The sequence below is a fragment of the Streptomyces durocortorensis genome (assembly GCF_016901035.1).
Lineage (GTDB): Bacteria > Actinomycetota > Actinomycetes > Streptomycetales > Streptomycetaceae > Streptomyces > Streptomyces durocortorensis.
Genome location: NZ_JAFEUF010000004.1, coordinates 69748 through 84727, shown reverse-complemented (window position 1 = coordinate 84727; position 14980 = coordinate 69748). Strand labels below are relative to the sequence as shown.

At 70.6% G+C, this 14980-nt stretch carries 11 protein-coding genes; 4 read left to right on the top strand and 7 right to left on the bottom strand.

Annotated features, from left to right (window positions below; all coding sequences use genetic code 11):
• The first annotated feature begins 205 nt into the window (after positions 1–205).
• The 3 genes from JS521_RS01960 to JS521_RS01950 all read left to right on the top strand — a co-directional run bounded on the left by JS521_RS01960 (position 206) and on the right by JS521_RS01950 (position 3292).
• Positions 206–1279 carry a ParA family protein gene (locus JS521_RS01960; RefSeq protein ID WP_205080962.1) on the top strand — a complete coding sequence of 358 codons (1074 nt, stop codon included), beginning with the start codon at positions 206–208 and terminating at the stop codon, positions 1277–1279.
• The gene (locus tag JS521_RS01955; protein ID WP_205080961.1) at positions 1276–2370 is read left to right on the top strand and encodes a ParB/RepB/Spo0J family partition protein; all 1095 of its coding nucleotides are present in this window, start codon (positions 1276–1278) and stop codon (positions 2368–2370) included. The genes JS521_RS01960 and JS521_RS01955 overlap by 4 nt, the downstream gene beginning before the upstream one ends.
• 304 nt (positions 2371–2674) lie before the next feature.
• Positions 2675–3292 (top strand): GNAT family N-acetyltransferase, encoded by a 618-nt coding sequence (locus JS521_RS01950; protein ID WP_205080960.1) that lies wholly within the window; start codon positions 2675–2677, stop codon positions 3290–3292.
• A gap of 119 nt (positions 3293–3411) precedes the next feature.
• Here the strand turns inward: JS521_RS01950 and trxA are convergent, their stop codons facing one another.
• The 7 genes from trxA to JS521_RS01915 form a co-directional block, all read right to left on the bottom strand.
• Positions 3412–3744, bottom strand: coding sequence for a thioredoxin (gene trxA, locus JS521_RS01945; RefSeq protein WP_205080959.1), 333 nt, complete (start codon positions 3742–3744; stop codon positions 3412–3414).
• A gap of 47 nt (positions 3745–3791) precedes the next feature.
• Complete coding sequence (trxB, locus tag JS521_RS01940; protein ID WP_205080958.1) at positions 3792–4763, bottom strand: thioredoxin-disulfide reductase; 972 nt, start codon at positions 4761–4763, stop codon at positions 3792–3794.
• A gap of 126 nt (positions 4764–4889) precedes the next feature.
• Positions 4890–5858 carry an anti-sigma factor family protein gene (locus JS521_RS01935; protein ID WP_205080957.1) on the bottom strand — a complete coding sequence of 323 codons (969 nt, stop codon included), beginning with the start codon at positions 5856–5858 and terminating at the stop codon, positions 4890–4892.
• Positions 5855–6571, bottom strand: coding sequence for an RNA polymerase sigma factor SigM (gene sigM / locus JS521_RS01930; RefSeq protein ID WP_205080956.1), 717 nt, complete (start codon positions 6569–6571; stop codon positions 5855–5857). Before sigM ends, JS521_RS01935 begins: the two co-directional genes overlap by 4 nt.
• A 222-nt stretch (positions 6572–6793) precedes the next feature.
• Positions 6794–8524: a protein kinase family protein gene (locus JS521_RS01925; protein WP_205080955.1), complete on the bottom strand. Its 1731-nt coding sequence runs from the start codon at positions 8522–8524 to the stop codon at positions 6794–6796.
• Positions 8525–8653: 129 nt separating this feature from the next.
• Entirely contained in the window at positions 8654–10837 is a 2184-nt protein-coding gene (murJ, locus tag JS521_RS01920) for a murein biosynthesis integral membrane protein MurJ (protein ID WP_205080954.1), read from the bottom strand.
• Positions 10838–10887: 50 nt separating this feature from the next.
• Positions 10888–13182, bottom strand: a complete 2295-nt coding sequence (locus tag JS521_RS01915; protein WP_205080953.1) for a DUF6049 family protein — start codon at positions 13180–13182, stop codon at positions 10888–10890.
• A gap of 180 nt (positions 13183–13362) precedes the next feature.
• Here JS521_RS01915 and JS521_RS01910 point away from each other — a divergent pair, with 180 nt between their 5' ends.
• A complete protein-coding gene (locus JS521_RS01910; RefSeq protein WP_205080952.1) occupies positions 13363–14805 on the top strand; it encodes a CCA tRNA nucleotidyltransferase in 1443 nt (480 codons plus the stop codon).
• Positions 14806–14980 lie beyond the last annotated feature (175 nt).

Sequence of the window (14980 nt, the reverse complement as noted above, 5' to 3'; positions counted from 1 at the left end):
GGGGGGGGGTGGGGGGCCGTTGTGGCGGGGGGGCGGGCCTTCTGTTGCTCCTCTCCCCCCGCGTCGGCCGCCCGCCCCCCCCGGGGGGGGGCGGGGGGCCCCCCCCCCCCCCCCCCCCCCCAAGCCCGGACGGGTTGCCGAGTTGTCCACACGCACGGATTCATCCACAGAACAGCGGGCCTCGCTGGTTCACGACCCCGAAAGCATGGCAGGCTCTGTTCATTGCGAGCCTGAAGTCGAGGAGAGTGAATCCTTGCGGTCCGACGCCAACATCGCGGGACCGATGACCGACCCGGTCCCCGGTCCCCGAACCGAGTCCGTGGGTGAGGGTGTTTCACGTGAAACACCGCCGCCGATGGACGACACACCCATCGGCCGTGCCGCTCAGCTGGCGGTCGAGGCCCTCGGCCGCGCCGGCGAAGGGCTGCCCCGGCCTGACCGCACCCGCGTGATGGTCGTGGCCAACCAGAAGGGCGGGGTCGGCAAGACGACCACGACGGTCAACCTGGCCGCTTCCCTGGCCCTGCACGGTGCGCGCGTTCTGGTGGTCGACCTCGACCCGCAGGGCAACGCCTCCACGGCTCTGGGTATCGATCATCACGCCGATGTTCCCTCGATCTACGACGTCCTGGTGGAGAGCCGTCCGCTCTCCGAGGTGGTCCAGCCCGTACCGGACGTCGAGGGCCTCTTCTGTGCGCCCGCGACCATCGATCTCGCCGGTGCGGAGATCGAGCTGGTCTCGCTGGTGGCACGGGAGAGCCGGCTTCAGCGGGCCATCCAGGCGTACGAGCAGCCGCTGGACTACATCCTCATCGACTGCCCGCCCTCGCTGGGCCTGCTGACGGTGAACGCGCTGGTGGCCGGTGCCGAGGTGCTGATCCCCATCCAGTGCGAGTATTACGCGCTGGAAGGCCTGGGACAGCTCCTGCGCAATGTCGACCTGGTGCGGGGCCATCTGAATCCGGATCTGCACGTCTCGACGATCCTGCTGACGATGTACGACGGCCGGACGAGGCTCGCCTCCCAGGTAGCCGAGGAGGTCCGTACTCACTTCGGCAAGGAAGTGCTGCGGACGAGCATCCCGCGATCGGTGCGCATCTCGGAGGCGCCGAGCTACGGGCAGACCGTGTTGACGTACGACCCGGGATCCAGCGGCTCGCTCTCGTATCTCGAAGCCGCCCGGGAGATCGCCCTGCGGGGTGCCGGGGTGCACTACGAGGCTCAGCACGCCCACACGAGCAGTCAGAACAGCCAGAACGTTTCGGAGGGCCTTCAGTGAGTGAGCGTCGTAGAGGACTGGGGCGTGGGCTCGGTGCGCTGATCCCCGCCGCTCCCCAGGAGAAGCAGGTGCCGGCGCCCGGATCCGGCGGGGCGTCGTCCGGTACGGGTCCGGTGCTGACGGCGGAGCGTGGGGTGGCCGCCGCGAAGGTGACGGCGCTGCCGTCCTCCCCGGTGGTGCCGGAGCCGGCGTCCGCCCCGGAGAACCGTTCCGAGCAGGATGCCGGGACGTCCGGTGTGTACTTCGCCGAGCTGCCGATCGGGACGATCACCCCGAACCCGCGCCAGCCGCGTGAGGTCTTCGACGAGGACGCGCTGGCCGAGCTGGTCGTCTCCATCAAGGAGGTCGGCCTTCTCCAGCCGGTCGTCGTCCGCAAGGTGGGCCCGGACAATTACGAGCTCATCATGGGTGAGCGTCGGTGGAGGGCCTGCCGCGAAGCGGGCCTGGAGCGGATCCCCACCATCGTCCGCGCCACGGACGACGAGAAGCTGCTGCTGGACGCGCTGCTGGAGAACCTCCACCGGGCTCAGCTGAACCCGCTGGAAGAGGCCGCTGCGTACGACCAGCTGCTCAAGGACTTCAAGTGCACCCATGACCAGCTGGCCGACCGGATCGGCCGCTCCCGTCCGCAGGTGACGAACACGCTGAGGCTCCTGCGGCTTTCGCCGCCGGTGCAGCGTCGGGTCGCCGCAGGCGTGCTCTCCGCCGGTCATGCCCGGGCCCTGCTGTCCGTGGACGACTCCGATGAGCAGGACCGGCTGGCCCACCGCATCGTGGCCGAGGGGCTTTCGGTGCGTGCGGTCGAGGAGATCGTGACGCTGATGGGCTCGCGCCCCACGAGTTCTCCGAAGCCCAAGGGGCCGAGGGCCGGTGGTCGTCTGTCCCCCGCCCTGACCGACCTGGCGACCCGCCTGTCCGACCGCTTCGAGACCCGGGTGAAGGTCGACCTGGGGCAGAAGAAGGGCAAGATCGTCGTCGAGTTCGCCTCGATGGAGGACCTGGACCGGATCCTCGGCAGTCTCGCCCCGGGCGAGGGCCGGGTGCTGGAGCGTCGGCTCGCCGAGACGTCCGAGGAGGACGACGAGAGCTGATCCGCAGGGTTTGAGCAAAGGGCGGGCCGTGCGCCGGTGCATACCGGAACACGGCCCGCCCTTTGCCCTCTCTCGGTATCCGCATCACCTCTGGGTGGATACGATGCGTTCTGGGACGGCGCATCCACGGTGATCGACCTCAGAGGAGGGCGGGGGCCTTGCGAAGAGTGAGCCGCAGTCGGCTCGTCACGGTCGGGCTCGGCCTGGGCGCCGTCGGGGGATTCGTCGGCAGTCTGTTCCATGAACGGAGCGTGCTGGCGGCCGCACGTGGTGCGGCGGGCGAAGGAAGTGAGGAATCGCCGTCATGGGGCGTCGGCTCGTACCACTCACCCTGGACAACCTTCCGGATCTCCCCGGGCGTTGCCGCTCGTGTGTCTTCTGGGAGCTTGACCCGGTCAGTGGGGAAGCCGCGGTAGAGGCGGGCAAGCCGGAGCTGGAGAAGGAAGCCTGGATCTCCGCGGTTCTCCTGGAGTGGGGCTCCTGCGGCCGGGTGGTCTACGTGGACGATGTGCCGGTCGGCTTCGTGCTCTATGCCCCGCCCGCGTACGTTCCCCGCTCGACGGCGTTCCCGACCAGCCCGGTCTCCCCCGATGCCGTCCAGCTCATCACCGGTCTGATCATTCCCGAGTACCAGGGCCAGGGCCTTGGCCGGGTCATGGTGCAGACGGTGGCCAAGGATGTGCTGCGCCGGGGCTTCAAGGCGATCGAGGCGTTCGGTGACGCGAGGCCCGAGCAGGCCACCTGCGTCCTCCCCGCAGACCATCTGCTGGCCGTCGGCTTCAAGACCGTGCGGCCGCATCCCGTATACCCACGGCTGAGACTGGAGCTGCGGACGACGCTCTCCTGGAAGGAAGACGTGGAGATGGCGCTCGACCGTCTTCTGGGGGCGGTCCAGAAGGAACCGGTGCTGCGGCCCTTGTGAGGCCGGGCAGCTTCCCGGCTGCCGTGAAGGTTCCCGGCCGCCCATGCGAAACGGGCCCCCCCCCTTCGCGGGGTGGGCCCGTTTCACGTGAAACATTGCGCCGGAGCGCCGCTGCGCGGTCAGGCGCTGATGAAGCCTTCGAGGTCGCGGAGGATCGCGGCCTTCGGCTTGGCGCCGACGATGGTCTTGGCGACCTCGCCGCCCTGGTAGACGTTCAGGGTGGGGATGGACATCACGCCGTACTTGGCGGCGGTGGCCGGGTTCTCGTCGATGTTGAGCTTGACGATCTCGATCTGGTCGCCGTGCTCTTCCGCGATCGCCTGGAGCGAGGGGGCGATCTGGCGGCACGGGCCGCACCAGGCAGCCCAGAAGTCCACCAGAACGGGCTTGTCGCTCTTGAGGACGACCTCGTCGAAGGTGTCATCCGTAACGTGCTTCAGGTCGCCGGCCACGGCGGCCTCCTTAGTCTCTCGGGGTGGTGGGGGTGCGGTGCGGACGTTCAGACGGCCGGGGTCTTCTCCGGCTCGGCGGGCTCGGCGTCGGCGAGGGCCGCGAGGAAGCGCTCGGCGTCCAGGGCGGCGGAGCATCCGGTGCCCGCGGCCGTGATGGCCTGACGATAGGTGTGGTCGACCACGTCTCCGGCGCCGAACACGCCGGGCAGGTTGGTCCGGGTGGAGGGCGCCTCGACCTTCAGGTACCCCTCGTCGTCGAGCTCCAGCTGGCCCTTGAAGAGCTCGGTGCGCGGGTCGTGGCCGACGGCGATGAACAGTCCGGTCACGGGGAGCTCGGACGTCTCGCCGGTCTTGGTGCTGCGCAGGGTCAGACCGGAGAGCTTCTGGTCGCCCTTGACCTCGGCGACCTCGCTGTCCCAGGCGAACTTGATCTTCGGGTCGGCGAAGGCCCGGTCCTGCATGGCCTTGGAGGCACGCAGGGTGTCACGGCGGTGGACGATCGTGACGGACTTGGCGAAGCGGGAGAGGAAGGTCGCCTCCTCCATCGCGGTGTCCCCGCCGCCGATCACGGCGATGTCGTGGTCCTTGAAGAAGAAGCCGTCGCAGGTGGCGCACCAGGAGACGCCGCGTCCGGAGAGGGCGTCCTCGTTGGGCAGTCCGAGCTTGCGGTGCTGAGAGCCGGTGGTGACGATGACCGCCTTGGCACGGTGAACGGTGCCCGCGGTGTCGGTGACGGTCTTGATGTCACCGGTGAGGTCGACCGCGACGACGTCGTCGGGGATCAGCTCGGCGCCGAAGCGCTCGGCCTGGGCCCGCATGTTGTCCATGAGCTCGGGGCCCATGATGCCGTCCTGGAAGCCGGGGAAGTTCTCCACGTCGGTGGTGTTCATCAGCGCACCGCCGGCCGTGACGGCGCCCTCGAAGACCAACGGGTTCAGCGACGCGCGGGCGGTGTACAGCGCGGCGGTGTACCCGGCCGGTCCGGAGCCGATGATGATCACATTACGGACGTCGCTCACGGGTTTCTTCCTCGTTTCTGCAGACTGCCTAACTGCCTACGGGGGTCGGTCAACGACTCTCACCCCACCCAACGGATCCTACGGCTGATGCATTCCCGAACATGCCGCGGCGGTCGCGGACGGCCTTCAGGGGCGGTTGTAAGAGCGTGTGAGCAGCAGCTGACCGGAAGACTCCGGGGCGGTGTCCACGCAGGAGGAGGCCACGACGTAGGCCTGGACGCGTGAGGAGTCGCTCGCGTTCGGAAGGACGACGAGATAGGCGTCCGTTCCCCGGTACGTCCCCTCGTCGAGGGCGAGGGCCGCCGTGGTGCGGCCGGTGGCCTTCTGCACACAGGGGGGCACGGCGACGACGGGAGCCTTCATGGGGCTCCTGGACGGCTCGGCCTCCGGGGTGAGGGCCTCGCTCGACGACTTCGTGTCCGCCTCCGGCGGCACCTTCTTGACGCCCGGGCTCTTCTGGCTCGCCTCGTCGCCGAGGAGGTCCTGCACCTGGGCTTCGAGAGTGCCGTCCGCGTAAGCGGGCGCGCTGCTGTCCGCAGCGCTGACTCCGCCATCGGTGACCGACTTGGCCGCATCGCCGGACGGTGCGACGGACTGCAGGAAGAAGACGCTCATCCCGATGACCGCGGCGCCGAACGCGGTGCCGAGGACCACGGCGCGCTTGCGACGGCGTGCGGGCCGACGGCCTGGCCCGGTCGCGGCGGAGGACCGGCCCGCAGGGCGGTCCGGGGCCGTAGCGCTGCCGCTCCCGGAAGTGGATCCGCTCGCCGTCCTGCTGGTCGTCGCGTCCTCCTCGGTCGTTGTTTCACGTGAAACAACGACCGGCTTGTCGTCGGTGGGAGCTGCGGGGCGGGCCTCCGCCGCGAGAGCCGCGTCGATGCGGGCGGCGATGTCCTCGGGCATCGGCTCGGGGGCGGGCATCGTCCCGAGCAGGCCCCGGATTTCCTCCAGGGAGTCCTGGACCTCTGCGCAGAGGTCGCATTCCGCGAGGTGCTGCCGGACTTCCGCCGCCCGGGAAGGGGAGAGCAGCCCCTCGGTGAGATCGGAGATCTCGGAGACCTCCGGGTGCTGAGCCGTGTCGGCCGTGGATGTCACGGGCGCCCACCTCCTCCCTTCGTCGCGGCAGGATCGCTTGCTCCTGCGTCTCTGGGGCCTGACGCAGGTGGGACGGATGCTCCGGGCGTCCGGTTCCTTCCGCCCGCGTCGTTCTCCTCGCCGGGGGTCTGTCCCCCGGTTTCCGCGCGCAGATGGCGGACCAGGGGGGCCAGTCTCGCCCGGCCCCGGGCGCACCGGCTTTTCACGGTGCCGGTCGGCACTTCCAGGATGCGGGCGGCCTCCGCCACGGGGTAGCCCTGCATGTCGACGAGGACCAAGGCGGCCCGCTGCTCGGCGGGCAGCGTGTTCAGGGCTTCCTGGAGCTGGCGGTGGAGGTCCTGCCGCACGGCGGGCTCCTCGGCCGATTCGTGGGGCTCCAGGAGCTGGTCGAGCCGTTCGGCGTCGTCCACGGGGGACGTCTTGCGGGAGGCGGCCTTGCGGACCCGGTCGAGGCAGGCGTTGACGGTGATCCGGTGCAGCCAGGTGGTGACGGCCGACTGGCCGCGGAAGGTGTGGGCGGCGCGGAAGGCCTTGACGAGGGCGTCCTGGACGGCGTCGGCGGCTTCCTCCCTGTCCCCCAGGGTGCGCAGCGCCACGGCCCAGAGCCGGTCGCGGTGGCGGCGTACGAGTTCACCGAAGGCGTCGGGGTCGCCCGCCACATGCCGGGCGAGCAGGTCCGAGTCGCTCGGTGCCTCAGGTGGAACGGAATCCACCGTGCTCCCCCTCCGAACCGGATCAGATGTCATGGGCCGCGCCCGATGAAGCGGTGCGACGGGGAGAAGCCTGCCGTCACGGGTGTGACGGCCGCAACCCTTGTCGTCGCGGGCGCTCGGTGCGCCGGGCGGTCCGCCCCACAGTAACGGGCGGGTGGGGCGGTGATCACGGGCCGGTACGGGTGGACCGCACCGGCCCGTGATTCCGTACCGGCCCGTGGATCAGCCGAGGACGGAGATGTCGGTGATGCCGCCGCGGTAGCCGCCCGTGCCGTCCGAGGGGAGTTCCGTGATGTGGATGAGGACGTAGCGCGTACGGACGGGCTCGTCGATCGTTTCCTTGAGCGTCGACCCCGCGACCGTCCGCTTGACGATCTGCTGGTCGAAGTCGGCCGTCGTGGACGGGGACGATGCGTCCGGGGACGCGGCGGAGACGGTCGTCGTCTGCCCGCTGCGGTACATGGACACATCGACTCCGGAGACGTCCCGCACCTTGCCGAGGTCGACGACGATGCCGCTGCCCTGCTTGCGCTGGGGGAGGTTGCCGAAGTTGGCGAAGCCCTCGTACCGCGGGGTGACCCAGTGCGTTCCCTGGTTGCCGTCCACGGTGTTCGCCACCTCCCCCTGCTTGATTCCGGAGCCGTCGGGCATGAACTCCGTGGCGCCGGCGATGTCCAGGGGCTCGGCGGACGCTGCGGGCTTGTCGTCCTTGTTCTTGTCGTCCTCGTTCGGCTCGGTGACGCCGGTGTCGTCGGAGCCCTTGGTCCGGTCGAGCAGCGCCTCCGCGAGCTGCCAGCTGCCGAGGCCCAGCGCGGCGATGAGGAGTGCCGAGACGGTCCACTTGAGCACGCGTCCGGTACGGCTCTGCAGGGGGGCCGGAGGGACCGGCATCACGGGCTGGGCCGCGGCCGACGGGTGGGAGGACGGGCGCCCGTACGTGCCCTGCTGATAGGTCGTGCGCTGGTACGCCGGCGGAGCGGTGAACGTGGGCTCCGGCGGAAGGATGCGCGGCATGGCGGCGACGGCCTTGGCGAGCTCGTCCGGGGTGGTGCAGGGCGGTTCCTGCCGGGAGGCGGTGGCGCCGTCGTTGGCGAGCGCCCGCATGGCGAGCTCGGAGAGGCCGCGGTGGACGCCCGCCCGGACCTGGTCCGGGGCGATGAGCCCCATGCCCTTGGGCAGCCCGGTGAGCCCGTGGGCGTCGTCACCGTACGGCCAGCGGTGGGTCAGCGCGGCGTACAGGAGGGCGCCGATGGCCTCGGTGTCCGTACGGAGGGGGCGTTCGGCGGTGATGCCGCGCAGCGCGGCATTCACGGCGAGGCCGCGGATGCGGTACTGCCCGGTGGAGCTGCGCAGGACCGCGCCGGGGGTGAGACGCAGATGGGAGAGGCCCTCGCGGTGGGCGGCGGCCATCGCTTGGGAGAGCTGGCTGACGAGCTGGTAGGCGTCGTGGGCCTCCATCGGCCCGGTGGCCAGCAGAGCGGTGAGCTCGGTGGCGTCCGGCAGCCATTCGTGGACCACGTAGACGAGGTCGTTCTCCTCGACGGCGTCCAGGACCTGGACGAAGCGGGGGTCGCCGAGCAGGGCCGAGGAGCGGGCGGCGGCCAGTACCGAACGGGCCCGCGGGTGGTCCGCGGGCAGCAGGTGGACGCCCACCGCGCGGCGGAGCTTCTCGTCGACCGCGCGCCAGCTGCTGAAGCCGTCCAGACGGGTGACGCACTCCTCCAGGCGGTAGCGCCCGGCGAGTTTGTGACCGCTGTGCAGATCGGGTGAGGCCGGGACGGCCTCGGAACGCTCCCGCCCACCGTCCGTGTTCTCGGTGTCCTTGGGGCTCGCGCCCTTGGTGTCCTCGGCTTGCGCCGTCCCGTCGGTCGTGGCCTCGTCCGCCTTGGCGGTCAGCGGCTCGTCGCCGCTGTTGTCGGCCACGTCGACGGCAGCCGTGCTACGTTCCGCCACCGTCGTTCCTGCCTCCCCATCCGTTGCGCGATGCCAGCCAGCTCTGCACAGTCACGCCAATTGTGCCCACACTCCGGCGCTATGCACGACACGCGGAGTGCGGCGATGGTTGTGCGGGCGGGTGCTCATTCAGCGTCCGAGCCGTCCACGGACCATGCCGACCAGGCCGTTGACCTCTTCGATGCGCATCTTCTTCGCCGCGACGAAGAAGATGCCCAGGAGGAGGGCGCCGCCGCAGATCAGCGCGGCCAGGGAGCCGAGGGCGCCCGTGCCGACCAGTTCCAGGATCCCGAATCCGACGGCGCCGCCGACCAGGGCGGCGGGCACCGCGGCCATGCAGAGACGGGCGTAGGTCCGGACGATGTGCGCGCCGTCCAGGTCGCCGCCCAGCCGGTTGCGGAGCCGGCGCCAGGCGACGCCGACGCCGACCGCGTAGGCCAGGCCGTAGGAGAAGGCCATGCCGACGACCGCCCAGCGCGCGGGCAGGACGACGTAACAGAGCGCGGAGGCGGCGGCGTTGACGGCGGCCACGATGACCGTGTTGTAGAAGGGGGTGCGGGTGTCCTCGTAGGCGTAGAACCCGCGGAGGACGACGTACTGCACGGAGTACGGGATCAGGCCGAGCGCGAAGGCCATGAGGATGAAGCCCATGGAGCGGGCGGCCTCGATGCCGCTGGAGGCGTACAGCAGGGTGGCCATCGGCAGGCCCAGCGCGAGGAAGGTGAAGGCGACCGGCACGATGGCGACGGCCGAGTTGCGCAGTCCCTGCGAGATGTCGTCGCGGACCGCGCCCGGGTCGTTGTCATGGGCGGCGCGGGAGATGCGGGGCAGCAGCGCGGCCATGACGGAGACGGTGATGATGGCCTGCGGCATGCCCCAGATCAGCTGGGCGTTGGAGTAGGCCAGGAATCCGGTGCCGTCGTGGCCCGAGGCCGTGCCGGCCGCCGTGGCGAGCTGCGTGACGACCAGGACGCCCGCCTGGTTGGCCAGGACGAAGAGCACGGTCCACTTGGCCAGCTTGACGGTCTTGCCGAGCCCGTGGCCCTTCCAGTCGAACCGGGGGCGGAAGCGGAAGCCCGTCTCGCGCAGGTAGGGGATCATCGCCAGGGCCTGGACGACGAGTCCGAGCAGGGTGCCGATGCCGAGCAGCCGGACGCCCTCCGGCGGGATGGTGTCGACGCCCATCTGCGATTCGGCAGAGGTGCCGTAGACCCAGATGAACAGCCCGAACGTGATGATCATGACGATGTTGTTGAGGACCGGGGTCCACATCATCGCGCCGAACTTGCCGCGGGCGTTGAGGATCTGGCCCATCACCACGTGCACGCCCATGAAGAAGATGGTGGGCAGGCAGTACCGGGCGAAGGTGACGGCCACGCTGTTGGCGGCCACGTCGTCGGCGATCGTGCTGGACATCAGCTGGATCAGCACCGGTGCGACGAGGACCGCGGCGGCGACGATCAGGCCGAGCGCGACCATCACCAGGGTCAGCAGCCGGTTGGCGAAGGCCTCGCCGCCGTCCTCGTCGTCCTTCATGGCGCGGACGAGCTGAGGGACGAAGACCGAGTTCAGGCCGCCGCCGACGGTGAGGATGTAGATCATCGTCGGCAAGGTGTACGCGATGGTGAAGCTGTCGCCGAGCATCGCGGCGCCGAGGGCGGCGGTGATCACCAGGGACCGGACGAATCCGGTGAGCCGGGAGACGAGGGTGCCGGCGGCCATGACCGCGCTGGACTTGAGGAGTCCGGAGACCTTGCCGCCGCCGCCCTTCGCGGCCGCGGGTGCCGGAGCCGGTTCGGGCTGGGGCGGTACCGGAGGCTTCCCCGATCCTTCCTGGTCCCGGAAGAGGTGGGCGAAGGCGTCCGGCTCCTGCCGGTCGTCCGATGCCTGGGTGACGAGGTCGTCGACGCCGACGAACTGTGTGGTCGCCGGGCGGTCCCCGTACGGCAGGTGCCGGGAGGGCCCCGCCGGTTCGGGGGGCGGGGTCTGGGCCCAGATGCGCGGGTCCGGGGCGTACGGAGCGGGGGGCGGCTGCTGGTAGAGCGGCGCCGGCTCCTGGTAGGTGCCGGGAGGCGGCGGCGGGTGGGCTGCCCGGTCGTAGAGCGCCTCGCCCACCGGGTCCTGGGCGGTCAGGTCCTGCGCCCGGTAGGGATCGTCGTCGTAGGCGTGCTGGAGGTACGGGTCCGGTTGCTGGAGGTACGGGTCCGGCGGCACGGAGCCGTCCTGGCCCGCGCCCGGGGGAACCGGAGGCCCGCCCGGAGACGCTGCTCCGCCCGCGCCCTGCCCGCGGTCACCGTCGTACGGCGCGTTCATCGAAACCCCTACCTCATCGTCCCCGGCCGACCGGCCACGACAGACATCGCTCAACGGTCCACTTTCTCACCCGTTCCCGACGGGGCCCCGCTTTCCGGACCGGTGTCCGGAGTCGGGTCACTCGGCTGCTCGGGTCCGTCGCCGTTGCCGTCCGCCGTGTCGCTTGCCACGGCGCGCTTGCGGTGCGTGTACATCCTGATGCCGGCCAGCACCAGGAGCAGCAGTCCGCCGGCGATCACGAGCAGCACGGTGGGCGTGACCTCGGAGACCTTGACGGTGAAGGTCATCTCCTCGCCGTACGGCGTGCCGTCCTCCGTGAACAGCCGGGCGGTCACCTGGGCCCGGCCGTTGGCGCTGGTCGCCGTGTCGAACTTCACGGACTGGCTGTGCCCGCCCGCGATGCTGACCGGCAGCTCGGCGGTGGATCCGTCGTCGTTGAACTTGAGCCGGATGTTGTCCGAGGTCAGCTGGAGAACCAGCCGGTCCACACCCTGCACCAGCTTGTTCTGCACGGTGACCGGGATCGTCGCGCTGCGCCCGGAGAGGGTGACGTCGGACTTCTCGATGAGCTGCACTTCGGAGGTGAGGCCCTGGAGGTAGTCGCGGACCGCGTCCCGGTACTGCTGCGCCTCCAGGGACCGTCCGCGCCAGGACGTCGACATCGAGCGGTTGACGGCGTTGCCGAAGGGCGTCACCACGCGCTCGGGCTGCGTCAGGATCGTCTCGAAGCTGTCGAGGGAGCCCTGGGTGGTGCGGATGTCCTGGAACGCCTGTGTGGGCAGTTCCTGGGCGCGGAGCTTCTTCGGGTACGCGGAGGCCGGGGGGACCTTGGCGGTGGCCCTCGGGTCGGGCTTCACCTCGGCGGCGGCGACGAGGTCGAGGGGCTGCGTCCAGCGGTCGCCCGACAGGCCCTCCAGTGCGCGGGCCATCGTCTGGGCCTGCGCGGTGGTGGGCATCCGCGGCGGGGCCACGACGATGCTGCGCTCGTTGTCCGGCGCCTGCTCGGTCAGCGCGAGGGTCTGGGCGAGGAACTTCTGGACCGCGAGGGTGGAGGCGCCCGCCCTCGACATGTCGCCGTCGAACAGGGTCGACAGCCTGGCGTCCGCGACGACCGCGGTGGTCCCCCCGCCGATCGGCCGCGCCGCGGTCGGCGTGTAGGGAAGGCCTGCTGTCTCCCCGAAGCTGTCGCTGCGCGCGATGACGTTGTGGGCGCCCGCCGAGGTCGCCACATCGACGATGGAGGAGTCCACGGCGCCGTTCACGGGCCAGGCGAAGTCGGTGGACGGCTTCACATGGAGGATGGTCTCCACCGTGGTCGCGGCCACCGTGGAGGCCTTCTGCAGATGGCTGAGCGTTCCGGAGACGTTCTTGCCTCGGTGCGCGATGGAGGCCAGATCGGGGTCGGCGAACGGCAGCGCGATCACCTTGCCGTCCTCCACCACCTTCTCCAGAGCGGTCAGCCACTGCTTGGCGGCGGCCTGGTTCTTGCCGGGGACGGTCGTGTCACCCGACTCGACCTCGTACGTCCCGGCCATCGCCGCGACGCTCGCCAGGAGGTCCGGGTCGATGACCCAGGTCACCGGGAGCCGGCTGCCCAGGGACACCATCTGCTCCAGCCGGCCGCCGGGCGCCAGCTCCTTGGCCAGATCGTCGTCGGTGAACACGGGGGTCTGCTGTTCGTCAGAGCGGGTCTCCGCCGTGACGTGGGGGGAGGCGATCAGCGGCCAGAGGAAGGTGAGCTTCGTCCTGCTGTCGCTCGCTTCGGGCTGCCAGGGCAGGAACGAGCGCTCGATGCCCAGCACCTGCTCGTAGGGGACGGTGGTCGTACGGCCGGAGACCGAGACGCCGAGCTGGTAGACGCCCGGGTCGTTGAGGCCCAGCTTGTCGACGGGCACGGTGAGCGTGAAGTCCTGGCTGATACCCCTGGCGAGCTTGGGGAACTTCACCGTGTACGTGTCCCCGACGGTGACCGGGTCGGCGCCGGGAACGTAACCGGAGCGCTTCGCGGCGTCGTCGACCTCCCCGCGCCCGGTGAGCCGCGGTCCGACCCGCAGGTCGACCTCGCCGCTGCTGATCGTCTCCCTGCCCCTGTTGGTGAGCGTTCCGGAGACGGTCAGGGTGTCGTCCTCCGAGGGAACGCTCGGGGTGAGCGTGTCCAGGGACACATCGACCGTGCGGGAGCCCGTGGGGGCCTTGGCGGGCTCGGCAGCCGGGGCGGCACCGGCGGCCGGAACGGCCAGGAGACCGGCCAGCAGCGGTGCTCCGAGCACCGCCGAGGCCGTGCGCCGGAGCCACCGGCGGGCAGGAGAGGGACGAGTCCCCTGGAAGTCTGCCGCCTCGGCCACGCGCCTACCCGTCCCTCGTCTTCGTCAGATGCTGTCGGTCGTTCGGTCCTGCGTCCCCGCATGGTAACGAGGTGCGGCGGGCCGAAGTGCTGGGGTCCATCGGACATGATCGCGGGTGTCCCGCAGGGCTGCCGTAAACGATGACGCCGCGACCGGCCCGTGCACGTACCCTTTTCTGTTGTGCCGAACGCCAACGAAGAGAACGCCAGTGCACTGAGCCAGGTGCAGCACCGTGCGGTGAGTGAGCTGCTGCGGGTGTCCCCGGTCGCCGACGACCTCGCCCGCCGATTCCAGGAGGCCGGATTCGGTCTGGCGCTGGTGGGCGGCTCGGTCCGCGACGCACTGCTGGGCCGGCTCGGGAACGACCTGGACTTCACCACCGATGCCCGACCCGAGGACGTGCTCAAGATCGTCCGGCCCTGGGCCGACTCGGTGTGGGAGGTCGGAATCGCCTTCGGCACCGTCGGCTCCCAGAAGGACGGCTACCAGATCGAGGTCACGACCTACCGGTCCGAGGCCTACGACCGGACCTCGCGCAAGCCGGAGGTCTCCTACGGCGACTCCATCGAGGACGACCTCGTGCGCCGCGACTTCACGGTCAACGCGATGGCCGTGGCGCTGCCGCAGAAGGAGTTCGTCGATCCGTACGGAGGCCTGAAGGACCTCGCCGAGCGGGTGCTGCGCACTCCGGGCACGCCCGAGGCTTCTTTCTCCGACGACCCGCTGCGCATGCTGCGCGCGGCCCGGTTCGCCGCGCAGCTCGACTTCGAGGTCGCCCCCGACGTCGTCACCGCCATGACGGAGATGGCCGCGCGGATCGGCATCGTCTCCGCCGAGCGGGTCCGCGACGAACTCAACAAGCTCCTGCTCTCCCAGCACCCGCGCAAGGGTCTGGGGCTCCTGGTCGACACCGGGCTGGCCGAGCAGGTACTGCCCGAGCTTCCCGCGCTGCGCCTGGAAAGTGACGAGCATCACCGCCACAAGGACGTCTACGAGCACTCGCTGACCGTCCTGGAGCAGGCCATCGACCTGGAGGAGGACGGTCCCGACCTCGTCCTGCGGCTGGCCGCGCTGCTCCATGACATCGGCAAGCCGAGGACCCGCCGGTTCGAGAAGGACGGCCGGGTCTCCTTCCACCACCACGAGGTGGTGGGCGCGAAGATGACCAAGAAGCGCATGACCGAGCTCAAGTACTCCAACGAGCTGGTCAAGGACGTGTCGAAACTGGTGGAGCTGCACCTGCGCTTCCACGGGTACGGCGACGGCGAGTGGACCGACTCCGCGGTGCGCCGGTACGTACGCGACGCCGGGCCGCTGCTGGAGCGGCTCCACAAGCTGACCCGGTCGGACTGCACGACCCGGAACAAGCGCAAGGCGAACGCGCTCTCCCGCACCTATGACGGGCTGGAGGAGCGCATCGCCCTGTTGCAGGAGCAGGAGGAGCTCGACTCGATCCGCCCCGATCTGGACGGCAACGAGATCATGCAGATCCTCGGGGTCGGACCGGGGCCGGTGATCGGCAAGGCGTACGGCTTCCTGCTGGAGCAGCGCCTGGAGCATGGGCCGATGGAGCGGGACGCCGCTGCGGCCGCGCTCAAGGAGTGGTGGGCGCAGCAGAGCTGAGCCCGGGGGGGGGGGGGGGGGGGTGGGGGGGGGGCCCCCCCCCCCCCCAGGGGGGGGGGGGGGGGGGGGGGGGGGGGGGGGGGGGGGGGGGGGGGGGGGGTTGGGGGGGGTCGTGTTGGGTGGGTGCCGCGCCCGGGCCCCGCCCCGGGGCGTGGCCCCACCGCACCCTCACATC